The organism is Microbulbifer sp. HZ11 (assembly GCF_000708675.1).
Lineage (GTDB): Bacteria > Pseudomonadota > Gammaproteobacteria > Pseudomonadales > Cellvibrionaceae > Microbulbifer.
In genome coordinates this window covers 203,427-228,269 of sequence record NZ_JELR01000001.1, presented here as the reverse complement: position 1 = coordinate 228,269, position 24,843 = coordinate 203,427, and the positions used below count along the sequence as shown (strand labels likewise).

Here is a 24,843-nt window from a genome sequence, read left to right as displayed (position 1 = left end):
CTATCTGCTACGCACCAGAGGCCGGTGCAAACACCGGCCATCACAATCACTCCGACGGACGCTCCCCATAGGTTGCACGCGCGTGGGGCACCATACCCTGACTGCCCACTCGGGCCGCCTGCTCAGAATGCTCCACCATTACCCGGTTGAGGTGTCGCATCAACTCCGGAGTTGGAACCATCTGCACCTGCGGTGCCGGGCCAACCCGTTGCTCGGGAACCAGCTGGGGTGCGGTACTCACCGCGCGGGTGTTCAGGGTCGGCGCCAGAAAACCGCTCGGCTGCGGCATGGACGCCACCGGCGCCTGCTGCGGACGCTCGGTTTCTGCTACCAGGTCGCCCTGAGTCTGCGGTGCCTGTATCTGCTGCACCCCCAGCACTGCCGCAAAGGCTACCGTCGCTGCCACAGCACCGCGAGAAAGCGGGCGCCACCAACGGCTGCGCGATGCGTTGTGATGGGTGTCATTGGCCGGTAAGGGTTCTGCAGATTGCAGCGGTGGCTCATCGGCAATGGCCGCGGAAATACTGGCGGCGAGACCGACATCCACCGGGGCCACCTTTTCACCGCGCATCACGCTGGCGGCCAGCTGATAGCGGGACCAGCGCGCATTCAGGTCACCGCCAGAAGCGCTGCCCGCGGCATCACTTTCTTTGAGCAGACGCTGAATTTCCAACTCATTGGCCTCACCATCCATCAAGGCGGACAGTGACTCATTCAGGCGCTGCTGATGATTCCCGTGAGACATACGGGTCAACCCTCTTTCAGTGCAATTCTTTGGGCGTGCATTACACCCTGTTTGTTAATACGTCAGACCGGGGCCTGTCGAAAAAGTTTTACCGGGCAGACAAAATTTGTGTGAATTCGTCGAATATTTTATCTGCCGTCCCGGTCACCGGGAAGATTTAGACCAGAAACCCCTCAACGGGTTCTGGCTTGAAACAGAACTGACTAAAGAATAGTCAGCGCCTTCTACTCGGTACATCGCCTCGGTACATCGCCACTTTCTAACCGCGCCCGTCTACCGGTTCCGGTTCGCCGGCCATGGTTGCCTGAACCGCGCGGTCAATGGATTCCCGGGCGCGGAAGATCCGCGAGCGCACAGTACCAACCGGGCACCCCATCACTTCGGCAATTTCCTCATAGCTCAGCCCTTCCATTTCCCGCAGCGTCACCGCGGAGCGCAGGTCTTCCGGCAGTTCTCGGATCGCGCGGTGCACGGCGGCCTCAAGCTGGTCGCGAAACAGTTGGTTTTCCGGGGTCTCGTTGTCACGTAGCAAATCCGCGCCGGAATAGAATTCGGCGTCGTCCAGATCCACATCGGATGACGGCGGGCGGCGGCTGCGGGATACCAGGTGGTTCTTGGCGGTATTGATCGCAATTCGGTACATCCAGGTGTAAAAGGCACTTTCTCCACGGAAATTGCCCAGTGCGCGGTACGCCTTGATAAAGGCCTCCTGCACCACATCGTGTACCTCGGCGTGGTCGTTGATATAGCGGCTGACCACCGCCATGATCTTATGTTGGTATTTGAGCACCAGCAGGTCGAAGGCCCGCTTGTCCCCTTTCTGTACCCGCTCTACCAGCTGGCGATCACTTGGTGACGCCTGTTGCCCTGTCATCCCCTACTCCAAACCGCGGCACGGGCGCCGGAATGCGCCATAGCCAAGCTTATTCTGTTGTGTTCAAGACACCGGATTTTGGTCATAAGTTCCTGACAAATCGGTAATTTTTGAAGATGGCGTATACTACGCGCCCCCTAATATGAATAAAACTCCATGAGAGAGAAGGCAAACGGACCTGTGACCCCGAACGAGAACCACTACGACGTCCTGGTAATTGGCAGTGGCGCCGCCGGCCTGACCCTGGCACTGCACCTTGCCGCGCGCCACCGCGTGGCCCTGCTATCCAAACAGCGCCTGCAGGACGGCTCCACCTGGTTTGCCCAGGGCGGCATCGCCGGCGTGCTGGACGAAACCGACTCGGTAGACGCACACATAGCCGATACATTAGATGCAGGAGCCGGACTCTGCCACCCGGAGGCGGTGCGCTTCACCGTAGAAAACAGCCGCGACGCCATTCACTGGTTGATCAATCAGGGCGTGGACTTCACCCGCGAAGACGACGGCGACTACCACCTGACCAAGGAAGGCGGCCACAGCCACCGGCGCATCATTCACAGCGCCGACGCCACCGGCCGCGCGGTGCACAGCACCCTGATTGAGCAGGTGCGCAACACCCCCAATATCGACTGCTTCGAACACCATATCGCCCTGGACCTGATTCGCCAGCCAGACGCCTCTACCGGGCGCTTCCGCTGTGCCGGATCCTACGTGTACAACAAGGAAACCGAAGAGGTTGAGGTGTTTCAGGGCAAGGCCGTGGTACTCGCCACCGGCGGGGCCGCCAAGGCATACTTGTACACGAGCAACCCGGACGGTGCCAGCGGCGACGGCATCGCTATGGCCTGGCGTGCCGGCTGCCGGGTGGCAAACATGGAATTCAACCAGTTCCACCCGACCTGCCTGTACCACCCAAAAGCCAAATCCATGCTGATCACCGAGGCGCTCCGTGGCGAGGGCGCCCTGCTGAAGCTGCCGAACGGCGAGCGTTTTATGCACCGCTTCGACAAGCGCGGCGAGCTGGCGCCGCGGGACATTGTCGCCCGCGCCATCGACCATGAGATGAAGCGCCTGGGTGCGGACTGTGTCTATCTGGACATCTCCCACAAGGACCCGGAATTTGTCCGCGAGCACTTCCCCACTGTGTATAAAAACTGCCTGAAGTACGGCATTGATATCACCCGTGAAGCCATCCCTGTGGTGCCAGCCGCCCACTACACCTGCGGCGGCGTGATGGTGGACCAGCACGGCCGCAGTGATCTGGATCAGCTGTACGCCATTGGAGAAACCACCTTTACCGGCCTGCACGGCGCCAACCGCCTGGCCAGCAACTCCCTGCTGGAATGCGTGGTATACGCGCGCTCCGCGGCCATGCATATCGACAGTACCATCGACCAGGTCGCGCCACCGAAGGCTGCCCTGGCCTGGGACGCCTCGCGGGTGACGGATTCCGATGAAGACGTGGTGATCTCGCACAACTGGGATGAGTTGCGCCGCTTTATGTGGGACTTCGTGGGGATTGTACGCACCCGCAAGCGCCTGTTACGGGCGGAGCATCGGGTGAAACTGCTGCAGCAGGAGATTCTGGAGTTCTACGCCAATTACCGCATTACCAGCGACCTGATCGAACTGCGCAACCTGGCGGTGGTATCCGAGCTGATTATCCGTTCCGCTCTGGACCGCCGCGAGAGTCGCGGCCTCCACTACTCACTGGACTACCCGGGGTTGCGGGAACTGGCGATGGACACCATCCTGGTGCCGGAAAATTTTGCCGATCAGCGGCACTTTATCGGTCCTTAAAGCGCCTCCTGAACCTGTGCCGGGAAAGTGGTCTAACGGGAGTGGCGCAGTGCGACCAGCAAACGCCGCCAGTCATCCGCACTGGCGGCGTCCCGTGCCAATACCAACCGCAATCGGCGCCCTTCGAGATCCCGGCCGTTGATCACGATCAGCCAACGCCACAGGGTCAACTCCCCCACCAGCTGAAACTCCCGCCGCGCTCCGCCCTTTACCTGCCAGTACCAGCGTCGCTCAGTGGTCGAAAGGCGCCCGACCGACACCGCCAGCCGACGCCATTCAGACACCCCATAAAGTACTATTACGGGAACCAGTGCGCACACAGCAATCCACGGGAGACGGGAAAGAAACAGCAGCAGAATCGACTGCAGGAGAACAAGCAGCAGGAAAATGCGCAGTAGCCGCGACGGTGCCAGATCACACACCAGCCGTGCACTGCGGTCTGCACGCTTCAGCCCCGCCGAGCGGGACTGAGCGGAATCGGAAGCAGGGAAACCGGAAGCGACTTTCGCTCCCGTATTATTCCTGCAGGCCGGTGTTGTCGCGGATAATCTGGACAATATGCTTCAACTCCGGATCCTGCGGATCTTCCCGACGCAGGAACCAGGCAAACAAGTCCTGATCCTGTTCATCCAGCAATTTGATATAGCGCTGCTTGTCTTCCTCGGGCAATGTCTCGTACACATTATCGAGAAAAGGCAGCAGCACCAGATCCAGCTCCAACATGCCGCGACGGCTGGCCCAAAACAGGCGGTTGCGATCCATACTTCGTACTCAAGCCATAATTCAAAGTGCGCGCAGTATAGCGGTAGTTGAAATCCCGCGGCAAAACCCCAATTTAGGTAGTCGACTCAGCGCGCCCGCCGGCGCAGTAAGAAACGTACAATTCAGGTAGTGAGCGCAACATGGACCAGCAGCAGTGGCAGGATTTTCTCAGCACCCAGGGCGCAAGCTGGCAGGGCGACAGCGCCCTCTTCCCCAAGACAGAGCCGGCCAGTGAAACTGAAGTCGGCGGAAAACTGCAGCTGATCGACCTCAGTCCCATGGGCGCCATCTCCGTAAAGGGTCCGGACAGCCAGAAGTTCCTGCAGGGCCAGCTGACCTGCGATCTGGTCAACCTGCCCGATGAGCAGCTCACCCTGGGCAGCCACTGCAACCCAAAAGGCCGGATGATCAGCGCCTTCTACGCACTGAAAATCGAGCAGACTGAATTCCTCCTGCTGATGCCCCGGGACCTGGTAGCTACCGCCCTCGCCGCACTGAAAAAGTATGCGGTGTTCTTCAAAGCCGAACTGAACGATGTCAGCGACAGCCATCGCTGGCTCGCCCTGTGCGGCCGCGACGCCTGCCGCACCGCCAGCCAGTTGCTCAGCCTGTCCAACAGCGAAGCCACCGACCTGCTCCCCCACCAGCTACGCCCCTTCGACCACAATGGTGAGCGGGCTCTGGCAGCGGGCTTGAGCGAGCGTAATGTAATACTGCAGATCCCTGCAGATCAGGCTGCAGATTTCTGGCAGAAACTCGCCAGCAATGACACAGAAGCCGCCAGCTACAGCCAATGGCTGTCACAGTTGGTGGAAGCCGGCACCCCGCTGGTATATCAGAGCACCAGTGAAGAATTTATTCCGCAGATGGTCAACCTGCACCTGCTCGGTGGCGTCAGCTTCAAGAAAGGATGTTATACCGGACAGGAGGTGGTCGCGCGCATGCAGTACCTGGGTGCTTCCAAACGCCGCATGTACCGGGCGCAGATCGACAATGGCGAACTGCCCGCACCGGGCGCAGAGATTTTCTCTGGCGAAGGTAAATCCAGTGTGGGAAATATCGTACTGGCCAGCCCGCAGAACGGTGAAACAGCCCTGCTGGCAGTGCTCACCAAAAGCAAGGTCGCGGATGGGGAAAGTCTGCAACTCGAGGACGGCCGCGTACTGGAAGTGCTTGAATTGCCCTACGACGCAGACGCCGATCCCCTCGCCTGATCAGATCTCTACCGCAACCCTACGCAGTGCTCCTGCTGCAGGCAGCGCCCATTCAATGGGCGCGACACCCCGGCTTTGTAGATAGCTATTCGCCTTAGAGAACGGCCGCGTGCCGAAAAATCCACGGTGCGCGGACAGCGGCGACGGATGCGGGCCGCGCAATACCAGATGCTTGCGCTGATCGATAAAGCCGCCCTTTTTCTGCGCGTAGCTTCCCCACAAAACGAACACCAATCCTTCCCGCTGCTCTGCCAGTGCGTGTACCGCGGCGTCGGTAAACTGCTCCCAGCCGCGTCCCTGGTGTGCACCCGCTTTACGCTCTTCCACGGTGAGTGTCGCATTCAGCAATAACACCCCCTGCTCCGCCCAGGGCTGCAGGCATCCGTGATCCGGCGCGACGATACCCAGATCCGACTCCATTTCCTTGTAAATGTTTCTCAGTGATGGCGGCACACGCACACCAGGCATGACCGAAAAACACAAGCCGTGGGCCTGGCCCGCGCCGTGGTAGGGATCCTGCCCGAGTATCACCACCTTTACCTGATCAAACGGTGTGGAGTTGAACGCGTTGAAGATCTGGCCGCCCGGGGGAAAGATGGTCTTGCCGGCCTGTTTTTCCTGCCGCAGGAATTCTCGCAGATCACCCATATAGGGTTTATGAAACTCCGGCTCGAGCACGGAGTACCAGGATGGGTGAATTCTAATATTTTCGGGAACCTGCATCGTCAACCTTTCAATACGCTCTGAACTTGCGCGCGCAATGCCGGCACCACCTCTTCCTCAAACCAGGGGCGGCGCTTCAGCCACAGGGTATTTCTCGGGCTCGGATGGGGAAGCGGAAAGAATCCGTGAGGCAACGCATCGGTAAAATGGCGCACGTTTTCCGTAATGCTGCCATACCAGTGGGGGAGATAGTAGCGCTGGGCATACTGGCCGATCAGCAGGGTCAGTTGAATATCCGGCATCTGATCCAGTATGCGCTGATGCCAGGTCGGTGCGCACTCCGGGCGCGGCGGCAGGTCGCCACCCTTGCCACGCCCAGGGTAACAGAAGCCCATGGGCATAATGGCAATCTGGGATTCATCGTAGAAGGCATCGCGATCCAGCTGCAGCCAGTCACGGAGGCGCTCGCCGGAAGGATCGTTCCAGGGAATACCGGTTTCATGCACCCGCGTACCGGGCGCCTGCCCCACAATCAACAGACGCGCAGAGCGAGCCGCGCTCACAACAGGCCGGGGGCCAAGGGGCAGATTGGCCTCGCATAAGCAGCAGGCGCGAACCTCTTTTAACAATATCGCCAGTGAAGAATCCGACAAACTCAAACTTCGCTAATTCGTTACGGCATCTCGATATGCGGCATTATCAGGGAATGCCAAGCGCAATAACAGGCCGCGATTATCTTCCGGGTCTGCCGCACGGGCCACACCATTGTTATCCAGTACTACATACATACCTTGATCATTGATCGCCAAACCCTCACCTTTGCCAAAGCGGGTTTCCTGATAAACGTACTCAGGCCCCTCTTCCACATCCCGGTATTGAACACACCACTCGGCACGGAGACTCTGGAGATCCCGCCGACAAACCGCAAATGCATTGCGCTCCAGGGTAAACAGCGCACCATCGAAAAAGGCCAATGCCGTCAGGTCCTCAGACCGGCCACGGAAATCCAGGTCAGGCACCTCTGGCAGGGAGTAAAACGCCCTACCCTCAGGCTCCCCAGGTGTTAGCCGGAGCAACCCCCTCGGCTGTCGCTCCAGCGCAACCCAGAAATCGTCTTTGGCCTTTACCAGTCCCTCGCTCTCCGCGTTGTCCACCTGCAGATACCCCTGTGCTTTTGCAGCTTCAGACCAGCGCTGAGGCAGCCAATGCGCCTGCTTGCTGGCAATATCCAATCGCGCGATACGATTGTGGCGCTCGCTCAACAGGTAAGTCGCACTGGCATCGCAGGTTACGCCCTCAAAGTCCATGCTTAGCGGCACACTCGCATAGTGGAGTGCACGCGCTTTTACTGTGACCGGCTGATCATCGGGTAACGAAGGGCGAGAAAACGATGCCCAGGTTTCCAGAGCGGTACTGGTCTGCCCCGGGTGCGGCTTGAGGCGATACACCCGTTCGGAAGACTTATCCGCAACCGCAAGCAGTTCACCATGGCAAAAGCCAAGGCCGGAAATATCCAGCCCTTCACTACCATCGATCCACCAGGCATCGAGCAGTTGCGCAGGCAAAACAGGAATTCGCTGTCCGGGCAGAGGTTTTCCCTGTGCACTCGATGCGACAAGTATCAGACACAGGCCTTTGAATAGGGTCGAGATCTTCAAGGGATTCTCCTCGTTGAGATCGCCACCCTCCAAGGAGCAATCTCCCAAATTTAATCGCGGAAGTTATTGAACTGCAGCGGCTGCTCCAGCTCCTTACCCCGCAACATGGCAATGACTTGCTGCAGGTCGTCGCGTTTCTTACCGGTAACCCGGACAGAGTCACCCTGAATCGCCGCCTGCACCTTCAGTTTCTCTTCCTTGATGATCTTAACGATCTTTTTTGACAGATCTTTGTCGAGACCATTTTTCAGGGTCACACCGACTTTCACCTGTTTGCCGGACTGCTCCTCTTCGCCCACCTCCATTGCCAGAGGATCAATATTGCACTTGATCAGCGCGGCGCGCAGCATATCGACCATCTGATTGACCTGCATATCGGACTCCGCCCTGAGTGTCAGAGAGAACTCGCTCATCTCTACTTCCGCATCCACTCCCTTGAAATCAAACCGGTTGGTAATGGTGCGGTTTACCTGATCCACCGCATTAGTCAGCTGGTGTTTATCGACTTCAGAAACTATGTCAAAAGAAGGCATCGTTATCTCCACTCAAAAAGTCCCGCGCCCCGCGGGATTGCTACATTATTTCCAGCGCTGAGGCTGGACCTCCACCGTGTGGTTCTCACTGGCCAGCCAAAGCTGCCCATCCTGGATAGTGGCGGTGAGCTCCATATTTCGCTCCGCCAAAGAAGCCAGTTCCGCGCACTGCTCTGCAGGTAAAAAGAATACCCGCAGGTTGTCAAAGCGCGCACTGGCTGCCTCCATCTTCTGCCACCACACCGGTGCCATACGCTGCCCGTAGGCGTAAATGGTTGCTCGCCGGGCCCGACCGCAAGCCTTGCGCACCCGCTCTTCTGCAGGGACTCCCACCTCAATCCAATGCTCAATTTCGCCACTCAGGCTGTGCTGCCACAAATCAGCCTCCTCATCACTGGAAAGCCCACGGGTAAAGGCCATTTGATCATTTCCATTCAGGGCAAACGCCAGTAGCCGAATCATCATGCGCTCATCGGTCTCTGATGGATGGCGCGCCAAAGTCAGGACGTGCTCGGCATAGTAGTCCCGATCCATATCAGCAATCTGTAACCGGGCCTTGAAGATAGTCGCTTTAAGTGCCATTACTACTCTCTATCGCTTCCTCCGGAAAGATCTTGCGCGGATCCACCGGATTGAAGACTATTATTGTCTGGTTCGAAACCCACAGGGATGGAAGGAATGAACGCACCTACAACAAGATTGCGCCAGAAAAATACCTCACATTCTGGCTCTCGCCCCTGGCAACTGCTGCTCACTATTCTGATTGCTTTCGGGCTGAGCGGCTGCGGTATCAATAACATTCCCACCTACGATGAAAATGTGAAAGCCAACTGGGCCCAGGTGCAGAACCAGTACCAGCGCCGGGCAGACCTGATTCCCAATCTGGTGAAAACAGTCAAGGCTTACGCCGCCCATGAAAAAGAGACGCTGGAGGCCGTCACCGAAGCACGCGCCAAGGTCAACTCCATGCAAGTCGACTCAAACATCATCAATGATCCGGCGAAGCTGCAACAGTTTGAGGCGGCCCAGTCACAGCTGAGTAGCGCCCTGTCCCGCCTGATGGTGGTGGTTGAGCGCTACCCGGACCTCAAAGCCAACCAGAACTTCCTGGCACTGCAGTCACAGCTGGAGGGCACCGAAAACCGCATCAGCGTAGCCCGCCGCGATTATATCGCCGCCGTAGAGCGCTACAACCGCGAGATTCGCACCTTTCCTGGGCGAATCTGGCATACCGTTCTGTACAGCGACATGCCCCTACGCGACACCTTTGAAGCCACCTCGGAAGGTGCCGACAAAGCACCGGAAGTCGACTTCCAGTAATCTCGACCACGGGGCCTGTTTATGACGATCCGGCGGATCGCCCTTCTACTACTCCTGTGCCCTACTCTGTTGTGGGCGGCAACTGCGGTGGCGAACATCCAGTTTCCGCCCCTGTCTGGCCGGGTAGTGGACAATGCGAACCTGCTTAGCCAAAGCACTCGATACCAGCTCACTGAGCGCCTGCAACAGCAGGAGAAAACCACCAGCAACCAGATAGTGGTGGTGACTTTGCCGGACCTACAGGGCCTGACCATCGAGGAATATGGCTACCAGTTAGGCCGTCACTGGAAGATTGGGCAAAAAGACAAGGATAACGGTGTACTGCTGATTGTGGCTCCGGCTGAGCGCAAAGTGCGTATCGAGGTGGGCTACGGTCTGGAAGGGGCCCTTACTGATGCCCTCTCCTCAAACATCATTCATACCAAAATTCTGCCTCAATTTCGCAATGGTAATTTTGATGGCGGAATTGTCGCTGGCGTCGACTCAATCATTGCAGCGATCAACAACGAATATGTTGCCGAAAGCACCGATTCCAACGACAACCGTCAGCTGGCACTGCTTGTCGGGGTATTTCTGCTGTTTGTGATGCTGCAGATCTTTGGATCTTCAGCATTGGGGGCACCCACCGGCAGCAACAGATACCGGCGCGGTCGCTACGGCGGCTATTACGGCGGTGGCGGTTTCGGAGGCTATGGCGGCGGAGGCTCGGGCGGTTTTGGTGGCGGCTTCGGTGGCGGAGGTGGCGGCTTCGGCGGTGGTGGCGCGTCCGGTGGCTGGTAAACTGCACCGGCACACCCGCAACCCCATACCTCGATTACAACGGGAATAATTCACGAGCGGCTATACACATGCTAAATGCGCAGGAAAGACGCCAGCTTGCAGACACCATCAAGGCTGTGGAATCCACGACGGATGCGGAGGTGGTAACGGTACTGGCACGCCAGTCCGATAACTACCTTTACATATCCACCCTGTGGGCGGCCTTTATCGCACTGCTCACTGCACCGCTCATGCAGTTTTTACCCTGGTGGATCGAGTACCAGCAGGCGTTTACCCTGCAATGGATACTGTTTATCGTCCTCGCGGTACTGTTTCGCTGGCGCCCCCTCACCATGTGGCTGGTTCCCAAGAAGGTTAAATTCTGGCGCGCCGCCAACCTCGCCCGCCGCCAGTTTCTGGAGCACGAGCTGCACAGCACCAAGGACCGTCTGGGTCTACTCATTTTCGTGTCGCAAGCGGAACACTACGTAGAAATTCTCGCCGACCGCGGGCTGGCCGAGCAGATCACCAATGAGACATGGCAGGAGATCGTGGAAAACTTTATCCACGAGGTCAAAAAAGGCAAAACTGGCGAAGCTTTTGTGCACTGTGTCGAGAAGTGTGGCGAGCTGTTGCAGGAAGCGGCACCCGCCACAGTAATCAAGAACGAGCTGCCCAACCATCTGGTACTTCTATAATCAGCTACACACGGCAAACTAGAAGTTCACGAGTGTCCCCATGCAGTCTAACGTTCACCCCCTTCACAGATACCGGGTCCCCGTCACAGTGGTACTGCTATTGATCATCGGCAGCGCAGCCACACACTGGCTCCCTCTCGGTGCCGATACCGAGGCCAGCGCGGACACTTCCACTCCCCCCTCAGAAAGTCCGCAAAGCGTGGAAACCCGCCTGGCGACTCTGGAGCGCACCCTGGATCAAACGCTGAAAATCCAGGGGCAACTTCTCGACCTGGTCAACGAGTTGAGCGCCAGACTCGATCCTGAGTCCGAGCCGCCACAGACCCGCCACGCGAGCGTGGTCATGGAAAGCGCCGATGTTCAGCCAGCCCCAGAACCCAACCGCTCGCAACGCATCAGAAATCGTTTCGAACGGCAACGACAAAATCAGGTGCAACAACTGGTGGACGCCGGCTTCAGTCACGGCCGGGCGACGGCTATTGTGGAAAAGCAGGAGCGCCTGCAATACGAGCAGATGCAGTACAGTTACGAGTATCACCATCTTCAGGATAAGCGCTCGGACCGCGCAAAAGAGCTGCAGGAAAAGCTTCAGACCTACAGCAATCCGCGCCGGGTTTTTGAGCAGGAATTGAGCACAGAAGAATTTGAGCAGTATCTCAATGCCTATGGCGGTCGTACGGAATTGGAAATTGGCGACCTTGTGGACTCGGCCCCGGCTTACGAGGCAGGACTAAGGCCGGGCGACAAAATAATCCGCTACAACAACAAGCGTGTATTTCATATGGGGGATCTGCGCACGCAGGTTTACCAGGCCAAACCGGGAGAGTCGGTGGCGGTCGAGGTTCAGCGTCAGGGCAGCTCGTCGACAGAAACGATTTACTTGCCCGCGGGGCCCCTGGGCATTCGCGGATAAGCGACCCGGACCACACAAAAAAGGGCGATGGCTGCGAAGCCATCGCCCTTTTTAATCCGCTTTGCTTCTATAAACCGTTATTCAGCGGACGCTTCCGGGCGCATATGCGGGAACAGCAGCACGTCGCGGATGGATGGCGAGTTGGTGAGCAGCATTACCAGGCGGTCAATACCAATACCCTCACCAGCGGTGGGCGGCAGGCCGTACTCCAGTGCGCGGATATAGTCGGCGTCGTAGTGCATGGCTTCGTCGTCACCGGCATCTTTCTCGGCCACCTGGGCCTTGAAGCGCTCGGCCTGGTCTTCGGCGTCATTCAGCTCGGAGAAGCCGTTGGCAATCTCGCGGCCACCGACGAAGAACTCGAAGCGGTCGGTGACGAACGGGTTGTCGTCGTTACGGCGCGCCAGCGGTGACACCTCGGTCGGGTATTCGGTGATAAATGTCGGCTGGTCCAGGCGATGCTCGACGGTTTTCTCGAAGATTTCGATCTGAATCTTGCCAAGACCCCAGATATCCTTCAGCGGAATATCCAGGCCTTCTGCTACTTTCTTCGCGCTTTCGATATTGTCGATATCGGACGCTTTCAGTTCCGGGTTGTACTTCAGGATGGAATCGAAAACGCTGATACGGTCGAACGGCTTGGCAAAGTCGTAGCTGCTGTCCTGATACTGAACGGTGGTGCTGCCCAGTACGTCGGTGCAGATGCCGCGAATCATGTTTTCGGTCAGGTCCATCAGGTCGTTGTAGTCCGCGTACGCCTGGTAGAACTCGAGCATGGTAAATTCGGGATTGTGACGGGTGGACAGACCTTCGTTACGGAAGTTGCGGTTGATCTCGTAGACGCGTTCGAAGCCACCGACCACCAGGCGCTTGAGGTACAGCTCCGGTGCGATGCGCAGGTACATGTCGATGTCGAGCGCATTGTGGTGGGTAACGAACGGACGCGCAGTGGCGCCGCCGGGAATGACCTGCAACATGGGGGTTTCCACTTCCATGAAGTGGTTGTTGTTGAGGTAGCTGCGGATGTAGCTGATGACTTCGGAGCGGATACGGAAGACGTCGCGGGACTCCGGGGTGGCAATCAGGTCTACGTAGCGCTGGCGGTAACGCATTTCCTGGTCGGCGATACCGTGGAATTTTTCCGGCAGTGGACGCAGAGCTTTGGTGAGCAGGCTGTACTCTTCGCAGTTGACGTAGAGGTCGCCTTTGCCGGATTTGTGCAGCGTGCCTTTGACGCCGACGATGTCGCCAATGTCCCAGGTGCCCCAGCGCTCTTTGATATCTTTCTGTGCGGTTTTGTCGGCGTACAGCTGGATGCGGTCGGAGACGTCCTGGATGACCATGAAAGGGCCGCGTTTGGCGAGGATACGGCCGGCGACGCAGGCGGTGTTGCCTTCGCTTTCCAATTCTTCCTTGGTCTTTTCACCAAACTCTTTTTGCAGGTCGGCGGCGAGGTGTTCGCGGCGAAAGCTGTTCGGGAAGGCGTTGCCCTTCTCGCGCATGGCACTCAGTTTGGCGCGGCGCTCGGCGATCAGTTTGTTTTCGTCTTGCTGAGTTGGTGTGTTGCTCATGATCTATCACATGTCTTTTGGGTGTGGTGCGCGCTTCGTAGCTTTTACTAAGCTCTGTCTAGGTACCGTGGCGGCTGAGCACCGGGTATCCCTTTTCGAAACCGCTGTGAATACATCCCTGTACGCTGCGTCGGCGACGTCCATGTCGCCGACGCTTTCGAAAAGGGATACCCGGCACTCCGCCTTCACTTTGAAGTGTTTTACTTCGTAAGCCGGTGGAGCCCGATGCTTGGGTTACAAGCCTGCTTTTAAGCTCGCTTCAATAAACTGGTCCAGGTCCCCATCCAACACTGCTTGGCAGTTGCTGGTCTGGACGCTGGTGCGCAGGTCTTTGATGCGCTGGTCGTCCAGTACGTAGGAGCGGATCTGGCTGCCCCAGCCGATGTCGGATTTGCTTTCTTCCATCGCCTGTTTTTCGGCGTTGCGCTTCTGCATTTCCTGTTCGTAGAGTTTGGCCCGCAGCATTTTCCACGCTTTATCGCGGTTTTGGTGCTGGGAGCGCTCGCTCTGACAGGCGACGACGATGCCGGATTCGATGTGGGTCAAACGTACGGCGGAGTCGGTTTTGTTGACGTGCTGACCACCGGCGCCGGAGGCGCGGTAGGTGTCTTCGCGCACCTGAGATTTGTCCACTTCGATTTCGATGTTGTCGTCGATCTCCGGGGAGACGAAGACGGAGGTGAACGAGGTGTGACGACGGTTGCCGGAGTCGAACGGGCTTTTGCGCACGAGGCGGTGCACGCCGGTTTCGGTGCGCAGCCAGCCGAAGGCGTATTCACCCTGGAAGTGGATGGTGGCACTTTTGATACCGGCGACTTCGCCAGCGGAGGCTTCTTCCAGGGTGGTTTTGAAGCCGTGGGCTTCGCCCCAGCGCAGGTACATGCGCAGCAGCATTTCGGCCCAGTCCTGGGCTTCGGTGCCGCCGGAGCCGGCCTGGATGTCCAGGTAGGCGTTGTTGGGGTCGGTCTGTCCGGAGAACATGCGGCGGAATTCGAGGGTTTCCAGTTGTTGCTGGAGGTTTTCGAGTTCGCTGGCGACTTCGGCGACGGAATCTTCATCGTCCTCTTCCACAGCCATATCGAGCAGCTCGCGGCTGTCGTTGATACCGGCGTCGAGGTCTTCGATGGTTTTTACGACGGCTTCCAGGGAGGAGCGTTCACGCCCCAGATCCTGGGCGCGGTCGGGGTCGTCCCAGACACTGGGCTCGGCCAGTTCCAGTTCAACTTCGGTCAGGCGTTCTTTCTTGCCAGCATAGTCAAAGATACCCCCTGAGAACGTCGGTGCGCTCTGCGAGGTCTTTCATCTGGTTGAGAAGCGGATTAATTTCCATAGATGCGTCGGCTTCTGTCGGTTAAATCGGGCGCGCATTCTACCTCAGGACGGGCCCGGAAATAAGGGGGCGCAGTGATAGATCCCGCTAGATGGGCGACGGTAGTTGGCTTGAGCGAAAACAACAAGTGGGGATAGAATGGCCTGACCAATAAAAACACACCATCAGGCCAATTTCATTCAGAGCGTTGAGAGATGCTATACCACCCTACCCAATACAAACCCACGCCTTCCGCACTGTGGACGTGGACGTGGACGGTATGTCGTACCGGGCAATCAAAGTGGCTAGCCAGTTTACTGAGCTTGCTTGCCCTGCTCAGCCTTTCCGCCTGCGCAAATGAGGCACGATTTGACGCAATGATAGGAATAGCGCCTTCGGAAATTTCGGCTGCACGCCGGTTTGACTCCCTTCAATCCGCTCTCGAGGCCGCTCCCGCAGATGGCGATACACCCTATTCCATTTTCCTGCCCGCCGGTATCTACAATGAAAAAGTGCTGGTGCGTAAACCCAATGTGCACCTGGTTGGCGCCGGTCGCGATGAGACGGTGATACGCTACGGTGACTATGCCGGGATGGCCGCTCCCGGATTTCCCGCGGATTCCGGTGAAAAGTTGGGCACCTTTGCCACGGCCACAGTAACCGTCGAGGCTACAGACTTTCGCGCGGAAAACCTGACCATCGAAAACAGCTTCGATTTCCTTACCACCGATGCCCTGCCGAAGGGTCACACGGACAAGGTCAGCGGCACCCAGGCGGTGGCTCTGGAAACCGGGTTGAACAGCGACCGCTCCGCCTTCCGCAACGTGCGTCTGCTGGGCTACCAGGACACCCTGTTTGTACAGGGAGGCCGTAGCTATTTTCTGGACAGCGTGATCGAGGGAAACGTGGATTTTATCTTCGGGGCGGGCCAGGCGCTGTTTGAGAACAGCGATATTGTCACTCGCCCCCGTGGTAGCAGGCGGGAAACCGTGGGCTACGTGACCGCACCGAGTACCGATATCGGGAATGAATATGGCCTAGTGTTCCTGAATTGCCGGCTTTTGAAAGCCGATGGTGTTCCGGCCAATTCGTCGCCGCTGGGTCGCCCCTGGCACCCTACCACCACCTTCGCCGACGGACGCTACGCGGACCCGAATGCCGTTGGTGCTGCGGTATTCATCCGTACCTTTATGGACGACCACATCACCGGCGATGGCTGGGCATCCATGCGCGGCACCAGCCGCGACGGCACCAAGTCCACGGTATTTCCCCCCGAGAGCGCACGCTTTTATGAATATCAGAGTCATGGCCCGGGCGCACAGGTCAATGAACGGCGGCGGCAGCTGACGGAGACCGAAGCAGAGCGTTATACCAGGGAGCGGATTCTCGCAGACTGGAAAGCGCCGTTCTAAGCAACGCCGTGAGTGAAGCGCCTTTTTCCAGTCGCACCAGGCCCACTACCGCTATGGATCACCTATGGATCGCATAAGGGCCAAGGGCGGGGGCATCAGTAGACTGAGGAGCCTCCGCCCGACGCCTCCTTCGGGCAATCGCCAAACTGGTAGGCGCCAGGCTTGACGGGGTCGAAACCCAGCTCCAGAGCCGCGTCGAGAAAGCTTGCAGGAATACGATGCACCAGCAGGTCACCGGTGGCACCGCCACAGACGCTGGGATACATGCGGTCGGTGCGGGTGGCACAGCGACTTTCCTGTACTTTGATGCCGTTTTGCACAAGTTGCGCCGCACTCGCTTCGAGCGTACGGCCACCACCCTCACACTGGCGATTGCCCCGGGGCTGCATCACCCAGAGGTTACTGTCGCCGGTAGCGGAATCGGGAGATACCGCGTCAGCACTACCTCCCTGCGCACTACCGGAAGGAGAATCCGGCTTGTCAGCGGGCATCTCTTTTACTTCCTCCGCCGGCGATGTATCGGCGCTTCCATCAGACTTGTTGTGCGAGGCGTCACAGCCTGCCATCACCACCGTCATTAGGGCCATACACAGCATGTGAATCCACGGCTGGCGCATTGTTGCACTCCTTTTCCTGTTGCCATTCAAAACGCTCTATCCCGTTCAGCTTAGCGCGAGCCAGCCCCCTACGCCCAACATCAGGGTACCGGCGATCCGGTTCATCAGCCTGACATTTTCTCCCCGATGCAGCAAGCGACTCAAAGTGCGCCCACCACTCGCGTAAATCAGCATGCAGATAAACTCCAGCAGCAGGATCACGCTGAGCAATACCGTCATTTGTGGCAGGAGCGGCTTGGCCTGATTGATAAACGGCGGCAACAGGGCAATAAAAAATGCCCAGCCTTTCGGATTGGCTACCGCGGTAACAAACCCCTGAGACGCCAGAGAGAATGCGGAGACGGGCGCGGGCGCCTCGCCGGAAGATTCCACCAACACCATCCGCCCCCGCGCGCGCCACATCTGTATGCCCAGATACGCCAGATAGATGGCACCGCAGTATTTGAAGATCTGAAAGGCCTGCGGGTATTTCAGCATAAACGCCGCAATACCCAGCACAGCGGCAATTGCTACCAGGGCGACGCCACACAGCTCGCCCAGCATCATCCACAGGGTGCGCTTTACCCCAAACGCCATCCCCATGGTCAGCGCCAGGGTCATACACATCCCCGGAGTAATGGATACGAAAAAGAAGGTCGGCACAAACAGCGCCAGTACGGAAAAGTCGACTACGCCCATATCAGCAGACTCAGTGATGCGTGCCGGCGTGAGCGCCGTAGCGACTCAGCAGCATACCCGCCAGCATCAGGCCGCAACCCAGTAGTTCGTGGCCGGTAAACACCTCGCTCAAAATCAACCAGCCGGCAATCAGTGCAAACACCGACTCCAGACTCATGATCACCGTAGCGTGAGAGGTGGCCGCGTGGCGAAGTCCCAGTAGCTGGAACGTAAACGCGATAGCGGTGGAGAAAATCATCATGTAGGCGATGGGCCAGGCAGCATCAATGGCCCCCTGCAACGTGGCCTGCTCGATCATCAACGATGCGACTGTCGAAAACAGCCCGCAGAAAATAAACTGGATGGCCGCCAGTCGCAGGGCGTGATAGCGCTTAACCAGGCGATCGGCGGTCAATACCTGCAGGGCGAACGCGAAGGCGCCGGAAAATACCAGCAGATCCCCGATCATCTGGGACTCTTGCGAGAAGTCGCCGAGGATATAGAGGCCAATCAAGGCCACACCGATCCCCGCCCAGGTCCAGCGGTTGGTCGCCACACCCAGGGACAGGCCAATCACCGAAACCAGCAGCATTTCCATGCCGGAAATAAACCCGGCGCGCCCGGCGCCCGTATACACCAGACCCCATTGCTGCAACGCAGCCCCCAGAAACAGCCAGAAACCGAGAATGGCCCCGCCGGGCAGACACTGGCGCCACCCCATTTTCACCGAGGCCCCCTCTTCCGGCGTGGCAATTTCCTTACGAGAAGACAGCCAGTACACCAGCGGAATTAGGATCAGTCCGCCCAGCAGAAAACGCCAGGCGTTGAAGGCCAGTGGTGGCAGGTGTTCCATGGCCATTTTCTGGGGTACAAAAGCGATCCCCCAGAAAAGCGCTGCCAGTAACAGCAAAAGTTCTGCGCGCGTTTGTTTTTGATGCATATAAATTCTAAGTTGTTAAAAGCTATAAGCCCGCAAGGGTTTAAAGTGGACTGATATGGCTGACCATCAGCTGCAGTGACTGGCGCCCGCGGAATTCGTTGATATCGAGTTTGTACGCCAGCTGGACTTTGTCCACCTGCGCAGGCCAGAAATCCGTATCGATATTGAAAGCGATGGCATCGATCGCCTGTTGCGGCGCGGCAACCGGTGCCACGGTCATTTTCAGATGGCGCTCGCCAACAATGCGCTGCTGCAGTATCAAAAACTCTCCGTCAAACTCCGGCTCGGGGAACGCCTGGCCCCAGGGCGCACAGGCGCGCAGCAGCGCGGCGGTTTCCATGGAAAATTCGTGAGGCCGCAATTCACCATCGGTCTCAATAATCGCCTGCAACTGGGATTCATTCAGGCGGCTGCGCACAGCCACTTCAAACGCGTCGGTGAATGCCGCGAGATTTTCTGCCGGCAGGCTGAGGCCAGCGGCCATGGCATGGCCGCCAAACTTGCTGATCAGATCCGGGTGCGCCGCTGCCACATCGCTGAGCGCATCACGAATATGCAAACCGGGGATAGAACGCGCGGACCCCTTCACCAGATTGTTATCGCCGTCGGCAAAGGCGATCACCGGGCGGTGAAACTTTTCCTTGATGCGACTGGCGAGAATGCCCACCACGCCCTGGTGCCAATCGCCATCGTACAGGCACAGACTCCAGGGCAATCCCTCTTCCGCCAGCTGCAGTTTTTCCAGGGCAGCCATGGCTTCCCGCTGCATACCCGCTTCAATGGCCTTGCGGTCGCGATTCAGGCCGTCGAGTTCCGCTGCCAGTTCCCGGGCTTCCAGCGGATCCTGGGTCAACAGACAGCGAATACCGGTACCAATATCGTCTAGGCGCCCGGCGGCGTTAATGCGCGGACCAAGGATAAAACCGATATCGGTGGTGGAAAGCCGGCTGCGATCGCGCCCGGCCACTTCCATCAGCGCCTGTATACCCACACGGCAGCGGCCCGCGCGAATACGCGCGATGCCCTGATGTACCAGTACGCGGTTGTTCTGATCCAGCGGCACCAGGTCGGCCACGGTGCCAAGGGCGACCAGATCCAGATATTCCGCCATATTGGGCGGTGTAACGCCGGTCTCTTCAAACCAGCCCTCCGCCTGCAGTGCACTTTTGACACGACTGAGGAGATAGAAAATTACCCCGACACCCGCCAGGTTCTTGCTCGGGAATTCGCAATTGGGCTGGTTGGGATTGACGATGGCGTCCGCCTCGGGAAGCACTTCGCCGGGCAGATGGTGGTCGGTGACAATGACTTTCAGGCCCGCTTCGCGCGCAGCCTTAACACCATCGATACTGCTGATGCCGTTGTCCACGGTAATCAGCAGATCCGGATCGTACTCCTTCGCCACCTCGACGATTTCCGGGGTCAGGCCGTAGCCGAATTCGAAGCGATTAGGCACGAGAAAATCCACGGGACCGGCGCCCAGTGCGCCGAGGGCGAGTACTGCGAGGGTACTGCTTGTCGCGCCATCCGCATCGAAGTCACCGATGATGAGGATTTTGTGTTGTGCGCGTATGGCGTCGGTAAGCAGCGCAACCGCCGCCTCCAGGCCACGCATGGACATTGGGCTGTGCAGGCGCGCCAGCTGGTGATCCAGCGCGTCGTCGCTGTGGACACCGCGGCCCAGCAATACGCGCTGGAGAATTTCGGGGGTGGAGGACGTAAAACGGCCAGCGGAAAAATCCACTGGCCGTCGTCGAATAATCGCGTTCATCGCATCCGGTCGCTTAGATTCCTAGGATACCGGTGTCGCACCGGCTTTCCCAACATTCTACCCGGACAGCGATGCCAAGGTTAACCCAGGGCGTGCGCGATAAAATCGTGTACCGCAGAAAGCTCGTTTGGCAGGACTTGTAACCGCTCCTCCCGCTCCAGCAGATCCTCCATATGGTGCGGCAACGGCACCTTGGTGCCAGGCAGTGCCTTGTCGACGGCCTCACTGAATTTGGCCGGGTGCGCGGTGGCCAGACAGACCATGGGCTCGGCACTGGACTTGCGCGCGCGGCGCGCCGCTTCCACACCAATGGCGGTATGGGGATCAAGCAGGTACTCCGTGGACTCGTACACATCGCGGATCACTTCCACGGTGCGCTCGTCACCGACACGCTCGGAGGCGAACAGGGTACGCGCTTTTTCCAGCACCTTTTCATCCAGCTTCAGCGGCGCACTGCGGTCCGCCAGCAGATCCGAGACCGCTGCGCCGTCGCGATCATACAGATCAAACAGCAGGCGTTCGAAGTTGCTGGATACCATGATGTCCATACTCGGCGACAGGCTGTGCACCAAAGGCTTGGGGGAGTGGTCGTTGGCACTGATACAACGGTGCAGAATATCGTTGGCGTTGGTGGCGATCACCAGTTGATTGATCGGCAACCCCATACTCTTCGCCAGGTAACCGGCAAAAATATCGCCGAAATTCCCCGTGGGCACGGAGAAATTCACCGCTCGATGCGGGCCGCCCAGGCTCAGGGAGGCATGGAAGTAGTAGACGATCTGGGCCATGATCCGCGCCCAGTTGATGGAGTTCACCGCGACCAGGCGGCGACCATCGGGCAGAAACGACTGGTCAGCGAAGCTCGCCTTCACCATATTCTGGCAATCGTCGAAATTACCTTCCAGGGCGATATTGAATACGTTGTCCGACAGTACCGAGGTCATCTGCTTGCGCTGCACTTCCGATACGCGGTTGTGCGGGTGCATGATGAAAATATCGATATTGTCGCAGTGGCGGCACCCCTCGATGGCGGCAGAGCCGGTATCGCCAGAGGTTGCACCCAGTACCACCACTTTTTCACCGCGTTTTTTCAGCAGCAGATCGAACAGCTGGCCAAGGAACTGCAGAGCAAAATCCTTGAACGCCAGGGTTGGCCCCTGAAACAGCTCCAACACCCACTCGTTGTGACCGGTCTGCACCAGCGGTGCGATGGCGCTGTGACGGAAGCTGCCGTAAGCACGATCAATGATCCCGCGCATTTCGTCTTCACTCAGATCCTCCGAGACAAACGGCCACATAATACGAAAGGCCAGCTCCTGATAACTCAGGCCAGCCATATCCGCGATTTCTTCGCGGGTAAAAGTGGGCAATTTTTCCGGTACGTACAGGCCACCGTCACTGGCAAGTCCGGTAAGAACGGTGTCGGCAAAACTCAAAGACGGCGCGCGGCCGCGGGTGCTGATAAATTTCACGGTAATTCGATATAGCGCAATTAATGAATTGAAATCTGGCGAGCGGGGATCGCTCGCCAGCTTAAAGGTTGTCCCGCAGGATGCGATCAGCCGAGCGATTCGACGCGAATACGTACTACCGGCCCCTGAATGCTATCCAGGGCTTCGATCTGATTTACCGCTTCCTGCAACTGTGCCTCGCGGGCACGGCTGGTGAGCAGAACCACAGGCACCAGCTCCTCGTCTTCCGCCGGCTCGTGCTGAATCAATGCCTCGATGCTGATGCCCTGCTCACTGCAGATGGTCGCCACCTTGGACATGACGCCGGGTTTGTCGAACGCCGAAATACGCATGTAGTAGCTGGTTTCCGCGTCGCTCATGGGCAGGACATCGTCCAGGTTACCCTGGCTGTCCTGAGTGACGCCCGCCAGCGGTACACGCTGGTCCGGACGCACGTTCAGAGTACGCGCCACATCGACGATATCCGCAATGACCGCAGAGGCGGTAGCCTCGGCACCGGCACCAGCACCGTAATAGAGGGTCGGACCCACGGCATCCCCATTAACCAGTACCGCGTTCATCACGCCGTTCACATTGGCAATCAGGCGACGCTGGGGAATCAGGGTCGGGTGTACCCGCAGTTCCACCCCATCGCTGGTACGGCGGGCAATGCCCAGATGTTTGATACGGTAGCCCAGCTCATCCGCATACTGGATGTCTTCCTTGGCCACACCGCTGATGCCTTCGGTATATACCTTGTCGAACGCCAACGGCATACCAAACGCCAGGGACGCCATGATCACCAGCTTGTGGGCCGCATCGATACCTTCCACGTCGAATGTGGGATCTGCTTCTGCATAACCCAGCGCCTGGGCCTGGGCCAGAGCTTCGTCAAAGCTGCGGCCCTTCTCACGCATCTCGGTGAGGATATAGTTGCCGGTTCCGTTGATGATACCGGCCAACCACTGAATGCGATTGCCGACCAGGCCTTCGCGCAGAGATTTGATAATGGGGATACCGCCCGCAACGGCGGCTTCATAGGCAATGGTCACGCCCCGCTCCGCCGCGGCCGCAAACAGTTCGTTGCCGTGCTCGGCGATCAGCGCCTTGTTGGCGGTCACTACGTGCTTGCCATTGGCAATGGCGGTCAGAACCAGTTCGCGGGCCACAGTGGTACCGCCAATCAGTTCCACCAGCACGTCTACGTCGGGATTATTAGCGACATCAAAAATATCGCGGGTGATAGTCATCTGACTGGTGTCGCAATCGGGGTTGTCCCGACGGGCACCGACCTGGACGATTTCGACCGGGCGGCCACAGCGCGCAGCGATCTCTTCGCAGTTGCGCGCCATTACATTGACCGTACCGCCACCTACGGTCCCGAGACCGCAAATGCCGATACGTACGGCAGGCGAACGGCCTGCTACTGATAACTTTTCTGAGACCTGAGTGGCTTCGTCGGCGAATGCGCTCACAACTTCCCTCCGCGCATGACTTGATGGTACACAGCGCAATAACTGGCGTAAAAATCGAAAAAAGGTCGACAACCTTACTGAGATACGGGGGAAAAAGTCAATTAAATTGCGCAGGCCGGTCATAAGTTCATCAAACCGGCCAGGCATTAATCCAATCCCGCCCAAATACCCTCGACAACACTGCCAGAAACAACAAGGGCCGGCAAAGCCGACCCTCGTTCATCGCAAACCGGACAATAATTCCGGATCAGATACCCAGCGCCTTGACAAGGGTATCCGGCGGCAGATAGCCGGGCACCACGGTGCCATCCTGCATCACTATCGTAGGCGTTCCGCGCACATCAATTGCTTCATTACCCAGCTTGTACTGGGCCGCGACTGGATTGTCTTTGCACACCTTAAGGGGCACGTTCTTGCGGTTCTTCAGGTCAGTCAGGGTCTTGTTGGGATCATCCGCACACCAGGCGGTAGCGACCTTGCGATACCCCACAGAATTGAGACCTGCCCGCGGGAAGGCGAGATAGCGCACCTCAATACCGCGACGATTCAGCTCAGGCACGTCATCGTGCAATTTGCGGCAGTAACCACAGTCCACATCGGTGAACACGTAGACGTGCGCTTTGGTCTCTCCCTTTGGCGAGAAGACAATCATGTCGTCCAGGCTCTGCTCGCTCATCACTTTCGCGCGACTCTTGCCGCGGCGTTGCTCGGACAGATTTACCACGCGCTGTGGAGTCACCTCGAACAGGTCGCCGGCAATAAAGTGCCCACCGTCTTTGGACACAAACAACACGTTACCGCCATTGATATCCACCTCGTAGATACCAGGCATGGCGCTTTCGCGAACCTCACCAAAACTGGCATTGGGGTTTCCCGCCGCCAGCTTGGCCTTGATCTGCTTCGCCACATTGTCGTCGACGGCTACGGCGGACTGCCCCAGCAACAGCGCAGTGGTGGCCACCAATGCGGCGAGAGGCTTGAGTGGCTTGGCTAGAAAATTCATTTTGGGAGTTACTCCGGTGTTATTCGTCACTGTTGACCCGTGAAAGTCGATACTCAGACCCTACCCGCGGGTGCCGGTTCCAGCCCAGTATGGCATCCGACCGTATCCACGGGATGGCATTGGCGCACGTTTGACGCGTTTTACTACACAATCATCGTAAACGCTAACCTGCATCACCCATAAAAAGCCCGGGTGATCCGAGACTGGCCGAACCAGCCACCATCAATAAGACGTCTCAGAGCCCCCTCCTCCAAACCACAGGCATAAAAAAACCGGAGCCAGGCTCCGGTTTTCTCGATCAATAAAAGCTTACTTGGCCAGCTTTTCTTTGATTCGTGCCGCTTTACCAGTCAGGCTGCGCAGGTAGTACAGCTTGGCCTGACGAACGTCACCGCGACGTTTCACAGTGATGCTGTCAACCAGCGGACTGTGAGTCTGGAAAGTACGCTCAACACCAACGCCGTGAGAGATTTTGCGCACGGTGAAGGAGGAGTTCAGGCCGCGGTTACGCTTGCCAATTACAACACCTTCAAACGCCTGCAGACGCTCGCGGTTACCTTCTTTTACTTTTACCTGAACAACGATGGTGTCGCCCGGAGCAAAGGCCGGCAGTTCCGCTTTCAGCTGTTCAGTTTCCAGCTGCTGAATGATTTTGTTGGTCATTTGGAGTTCTCCAAAAGGGTTTTATGTAGCCTCTC

The 24,843-nt window shown here is 58.1% G+C and carries 26 protein-coding genes; 7 read left to right on the top strand and 19 right to left on the bottom strand.

The annotated features are described in order from the left end of the window. Window positions 1-46 precede the first annotated feature (46 nt). Both AU11_RS00980 and rpoE read right to left on the bottom strand, forming a co-directional pair. The gene (locus AU11_RS00980; RefSeq protein ID WP_081847862.1) at window positions 47-745 is read right to left on the bottom strand and encodes a sigma-E factor negative regulatory protein; all 699 of its coding nucleotides are present in this window, start codon (window positions 743-745) and stop codon (window positions 47-49) included. A gap of 259 nt (window positions 746-1,004) precedes the next feature. Further along, window positions 1,005-1,619, bottom strand: coding sequence for an RNA polymerase sigma factor RpoE (rpoE, locus tag AU11_RS00975; RefSeq protein ID WP_043315769.1), 615 nt, complete (start codon window positions 1,617-1,619; stop codon window positions 1,005-1,007). A 156-nt stretch (window positions 1,620-1,775) separates the two neighbouring features. On the opposite strand from rpoE, the gene nadB reads away from it, so the two are divergent. Beyond that, complete coding sequence (nadB, locus tag AU11_RS00970; RefSeq protein WP_043315767.1) at window positions 1,776-3,419, top strand: L-aspartate oxidase; 1,644 nt, start codon at window positions 1,776-1,778, stop codon at window positions 3,417-3,419. 32 nt (window positions 3,420-3,451) lie between these two features. On the opposite strand, the gene AU11_RS00965 is transcribed toward nadB, so the two are convergent. Together AU11_RS00965 and AU11_RS00960 are read right to left on the bottom strand one after the other, a co-directional pair. Continuing rightward, complete coding sequence (locus AU11_RS00965; protein ID WP_197023733.1) at window positions 3,452-3,976, bottom strand: protein YgfX; 525 nt, start codon at window positions 3,974-3,976, stop codon at window positions 3,452-3,454. Then, window positions 3,936-4,181, bottom strand: a complete 246-nt coding sequence (locus AU11_RS00960) for a succinate dehydrogenase assembly factor 2 (RefSeq protein WP_043315763.1) — start codon at window positions 4,179-4,181, stop codon at window positions 3,936-3,938. Before AU11_RS00960 ends, AU11_RS00965 begins: the two co-directional genes overlap by 41 nt. A 140-nt stretch (window positions 4,182-4,321) precedes the next feature. Between AU11_RS00960 and AU11_RS00955 the strand changes: the two genes are divergently transcribed. After that, window positions 4,322-5,395, top strand: a complete 1,074-nt coding sequence (locus AU11_RS00955) for a folate-binding protein YgfZ (RefSeq protein WP_051686837.1) — start codon at window positions 4,322-4,324, stop codon at window positions 5,393-5,395. Here the strand turns inward: AU11_RS00955 and ung are convergent, their stop codons facing one another. The 5 genes from ung to AU11_RS00930 all read right to left on the bottom strand — a co-directional run bounded on the left by ung (window position 5,396) and on the right by AU11_RS00930 (window position 8,831). Then, complete coding sequence (ung, locus tag AU11_RS00950; RefSeq protein ID WP_043315760.1) at window positions 5,396-6,118, bottom strand: uracil-DNA glycosylase; 723 nt, start codon at window positions 6,116-6,118, stop codon at window positions 5,396-5,398. Window positions 6,119-6,120: 2 nt separating this feature from the next. Then, on the bottom strand, window positions 6,121-6,621 hold the full coding sequence (locus AU11_RS00945) for a uracil-DNA glycosylase family protein (protein ID WP_231491394.1): 501 nt from the start codon (window positions 6,619-6,621) through the stop codon (window positions 6,121-6,123). A 102-nt stretch (window positions 6,622-6,723) separates the two neighbouring features. Continuing rightward, window positions 6,724-7,716, bottom strand: coding sequence for a hypothetical protein (locus AU11_RS00940; protein ID WP_156035062.1), 993 nt, complete (start codon window positions 7,714-7,716; stop codon window positions 6,724-6,726). 50 nt (window positions 7,717-7,766) lie between these two features. Then, a complete protein-coding gene (locus AU11_RS00935) occupies window positions 7,767-8,249 on the bottom strand; it encodes a YajQ family cyclic di-GMP-binding protein (RefSeq protein ID WP_043315755.1) in 483 nt (160 codons plus the stop codon). A gap of 45 nt (window positions 8,250-8,294) precedes the next feature. Further along, the gene (locus AU11_RS00930) at window positions 8,295-8,831 is read right to left on the bottom strand and encodes a YaeQ family protein (RefSeq protein WP_043315753.1); all 537 of its coding nucleotides are present in this window, start codon (window positions 8,829-8,831) and stop codon (window positions 8,295-8,297) included. A gap of 96 nt (window positions 8,832-8,927) precedes the next feature. On the opposite strand from AU11_RS00930, the gene AU11_RS00925 reads away from it, so the two are divergent. The 4 genes from AU11_RS00925 (at window position 8,928) to AU11_RS00910 (ending at window position 11,939) form a co-directional block, all read left to right on the top strand. Further along, a complete protein-coding gene (locus AU11_RS00925) occupies window positions 8,928-9,569 on the top strand; it encodes a LemA family protein (protein WP_051686836.1) in 642 nt (213 codons plus the stop codon). 21 nt (window positions 9,570-9,590) lie between these two features. Next, window positions 9,591-10,349 (top strand): YgcG family protein, encoded by a 759-nt coding sequence (locus AU11_RS00920; protein ID WP_043315750.1) that lies wholly within the window; start codon window positions 9,591-9,593, stop codon window positions 10,347-10,349. Between the two features lie 68 nt (window positions 10,350-10,417). Then, window positions 10,418-11,026 (top strand): TPM domain-containing protein, encoded by a 609-nt coding sequence (locus AU11_RS00915; protein WP_051686835.1) that lies wholly within the window; start codon window positions 10,418-10,420, stop codon window positions 11,024-11,026. 40 nt (window positions 11,027-11,066) lie between these two features. Beyond that, complete coding sequence (locus AU11_RS00910; protein ID WP_081847861.1) at window positions 11,067-11,939, top strand: PDZ domain-containing protein; 873 nt, start codon at window positions 11,067-11,069, stop codon at window positions 11,937-11,939. A gap of 77 nt (window positions 11,940-12,016) precedes the next feature. Here AU11_RS00910 and lysS read toward each other — a convergent pair whose 3' ends face one another. Then, complete coding sequence (lysS, locus tag AU11_RS00905) at window positions 12,017-13,510, bottom strand: lysine--tRNA ligase (RefSeq protein ID WP_043315743.1); 1,494 nt, start codon at window positions 13,508-13,510, stop codon at window positions 12,017-12,019. Window positions 13,511-13,744: 234 nt separating this feature from the next. Next, a protein-coding gene (gene prfB, locus AU11_RS00900; RefSeq protein ID WP_156035060.1) for a peptide chain release factor 2 occupies window positions 13,745-14,840 on the bottom strand; the annotation gives its coding sequence in 2 pieces (ribosomal slippage) (window positions 13,745-14,767 and window positions 14,769-14,840; 1,095 coding nt in all). Window positions 14,841-15,196: 356 nt separating this feature from the next. On the opposite strand from prfB, the gene AU11_RS00895 reads away from it, so the two are divergent. Beyond that, the gene (locus tag AU11_RS00895) at window positions 15,197-16,231 is read left to right on the top strand and encodes a pectinesterase family protein (RefSeq protein ID WP_051686832.1); all 1,035 of its coding nucleotides are present in this window, start codon (window positions 15,197-15,199) and stop codon (window positions 16,229-16,231) included. A gap of 95 nt (window positions 16,232-16,326) precedes the next feature. Here AU11_RS00895 and AU11_RS17585 read toward each other — a convergent pair whose 3' ends face one another. The 8 genes from AU11_RS17585 to rplS form a co-directional block, all read right to left on the bottom strand. Then, window positions 16,327-16,848, bottom strand: coding sequence for a hypothetical protein (locus AU11_RS17585; RefSeq protein ID WP_051686831.1), 522 nt, complete (start codon window positions 16,846-16,848; stop codon window positions 16,327-16,329). A 45-nt stretch (window positions 16,849-16,893) separates the two neighbouring features. Then, window positions 16,894-17,526: a LysE family translocator gene (locus AU11_RS00885; protein ID WP_043315739.1), complete on the bottom strand. Its 633-nt coding sequence runs from the start codon at window positions 17,524-17,526 to the stop codon at window positions 16,894-16,896. Between the two features lie 10 nt (window positions 17,527-17,536). After that, window positions 17,537-18,445, bottom strand: a complete 909-nt coding sequence (locus AU11_RS00880) for a DMT family transporter (protein ID WP_043315736.1) — start codon at window positions 18,443-18,445, stop codon at window positions 17,537-17,539. Between the two features lie 40 nt (window positions 18,446-18,485). Further along, entirely contained in the window at window positions 18,486-20,216 is a 1,731-nt protein-coding gene (gene recJ, locus AU11_RS00875; protein ID WP_043315734.1) for a single-stranded-DNA-specific exonuclease RecJ, read from the bottom strand. An 80-nt stretch (window positions 20,217-20,296) separates the two neighbouring features. Further along, the gene (gene thrC, locus AU11_RS00870) at window positions 20,297-21,688 is read right to left on the bottom strand and encodes a threonine synthase (RefSeq protein WP_043315732.1); all 1,392 of its coding nucleotides are present in this window, start codon (window positions 21,686-21,688) and stop codon (window positions 20,297-20,299) included. 86 nt (window positions 21,689-21,774) lie between these two features. Then, entirely contained in the window at window positions 21,775-23,019 is a 1,245-nt protein-coding gene (locus tag AU11_RS00865; RefSeq protein WP_369797797.1) for a homoserine dehydrogenase, read from the bottom strand. 370 nt (window positions 23,020-23,389) lie between these two features. Further along, complete coding sequence (locus tag AU11_RS00860) at window positions 23,390-24,145, bottom strand: DsbC family protein (RefSeq protein ID WP_043315730.1); 756 nt, start codon at window positions 24,143-24,145, stop codon at window positions 23,390-23,392. Between the two features lie 309 nt (window positions 24,146-24,454). Continuing rightward, window positions 24,455-24,808: a 50S ribosomal protein L19 gene (gene rplS / locus AU11_RS00855; protein WP_043315728.1), complete on the bottom strand. Its 354-nt coding sequence runs from the start codon at window positions 24,806-24,808 to the stop codon at window positions 24,455-24,457. Window positions 24,809-24,843: the final 35 nt, after the last annotated feature.

Bases quoted from the DNA above. Each gene is read 5' to 3' on its own strand.
- AU11_RS00980 (WP_081847862.1), bottom strand. From the start codon at position 745: ATGTCTCACGGGAATCATCAGCAGCGCCTGAATGAGTCACTGTCCGCC.
- rpoE (WP_043315769.1), bottom strand. From the start codon at position 1,619: ATGACAGGGCAACAGGCGTCACCAAGTGATCGCCAGCTGGTAGAGCGG.
- nadB (WP_043315767.1), top strand. From the start codon at position 1,776: ATGAGAGAGAAGGCAAACGGACCTGTGACCCCGAACGAGAACCACTAC.
- AU11_RS00960 (WP_043315763.1), bottom strand. From the start codon at position 4,181: ATGGATCGCAACCGCCTGTTTTGGGCCAGCCGTCGCGGCATGTTGGAG.
- AU11_RS00955 (WP_051686837.1), top strand. From the start codon at position 4,322: ATGGACCAGCAGCAGTGGCAGGATTTTCTCAGCACCCAGGGCGCAAGC.
- ung (WP_043315760.1), bottom strand. From the start codon at position 6,118: ATGCAGGTTCCCGAAAATATTAGAATTCACCCATCCTGGTACTCCGTG.
- AU11_RS00935 (WP_043315755.1), bottom strand. From the start codon at position 8,249: ATGCCTTCTTTTGACATAGTTTCTGAAGTCGATAAACACCAGCTGACT.
- AU11_RS00930 (WP_043315753.1), bottom strand. From the start codon at position 8,831: ATGGCACTTAAAGCGACTATCTTCAAGGCCCGGTTACAGATTGCTGAT.
- AU11_RS00925 (WP_051686836.1), top strand. From the start codon at position 8,928: ATGAACGCACCTACAACAAGATTGCGCCAGAAAAATACCTCACATTCT.
- AU11_RS00920 (WP_043315750.1), top strand. From the start codon at position 9,591: ATGACGATCCGGCGGATCGCCCTTCTACTACTCCTGTGCCCTACTCTG.
- AU11_RS00915 (WP_051686835.1), top strand. From the start codon at position 10,418: ATGCTAAATGCGCAGGAAAGACGCCAGCTTGCAGACACCATCAAGGCT.
- AU11_RS00910 (WP_081847861.1), top strand. From the start codon at position 11,067: ATGCAGTCTAACGTTCACCCCCTTCACAGATACCGGGTCCCCGTCACA.
- lysS (WP_043315743.1), bottom strand. From the start codon at position 13,510: ATGAGCAACACACCAACTCAGCAAGACGAAAACAAACTGATCGCCGAG.
- AU11_RS00895 (WP_051686832.1), top strand. From the start codon at position 15,197: ATGATAGGAATAGCGCCTTCGGAAATTTCGGCTGCACGCCGGTTTGAC.
- AU11_RS17585 (WP_051686831.1), bottom strand. From the start codon at position 16,848: ATGCGCCAGCCGTGGATTCACATGCTGTGTATGGCCCTAATGACGGTG.
- AU11_RS00885 (WP_043315739.1), bottom strand. From the start codon at position 17,526: ATGGGCGTAGTCGACTTTTCCGTACTGGCGCTGTTTGTGCCGACCTTC.
- AU11_RS00880 (WP_043315736.1), bottom strand. From the start codon at position 18,445: ATGCATCAAAAACAAACGCGCGCAGAACTTTTGCTGTTACTGGCAGCG.
- recJ (WP_043315734.1), bottom strand. From the start codon at position 20,216: ATGAACGCGATTATTCGACGACGGCCAGTGGATTTTTCCGCTGGCCGT.
- AU11_RS00865 (WP_369797797.1), bottom strand. From the start codon at position 23,019: ATGGCGCGCAACTGCGAAGAGATCGCTGCGCGCTGTGGCCGCCCGGTC.
- AU11_RS00860 (WP_043315730.1), bottom strand. From the start codon at position 24,145: ATGAATTTTCTAGCCAAGCCACTCAAGCCTCTCGCCGCATTGGTGGCC.
- rplS (WP_043315728.1), bottom strand. From the start codon at position 24,808: ATGACCAACAAAATCATTCAGCAGCTGGAAACTGAACAGCTGAAAGCG.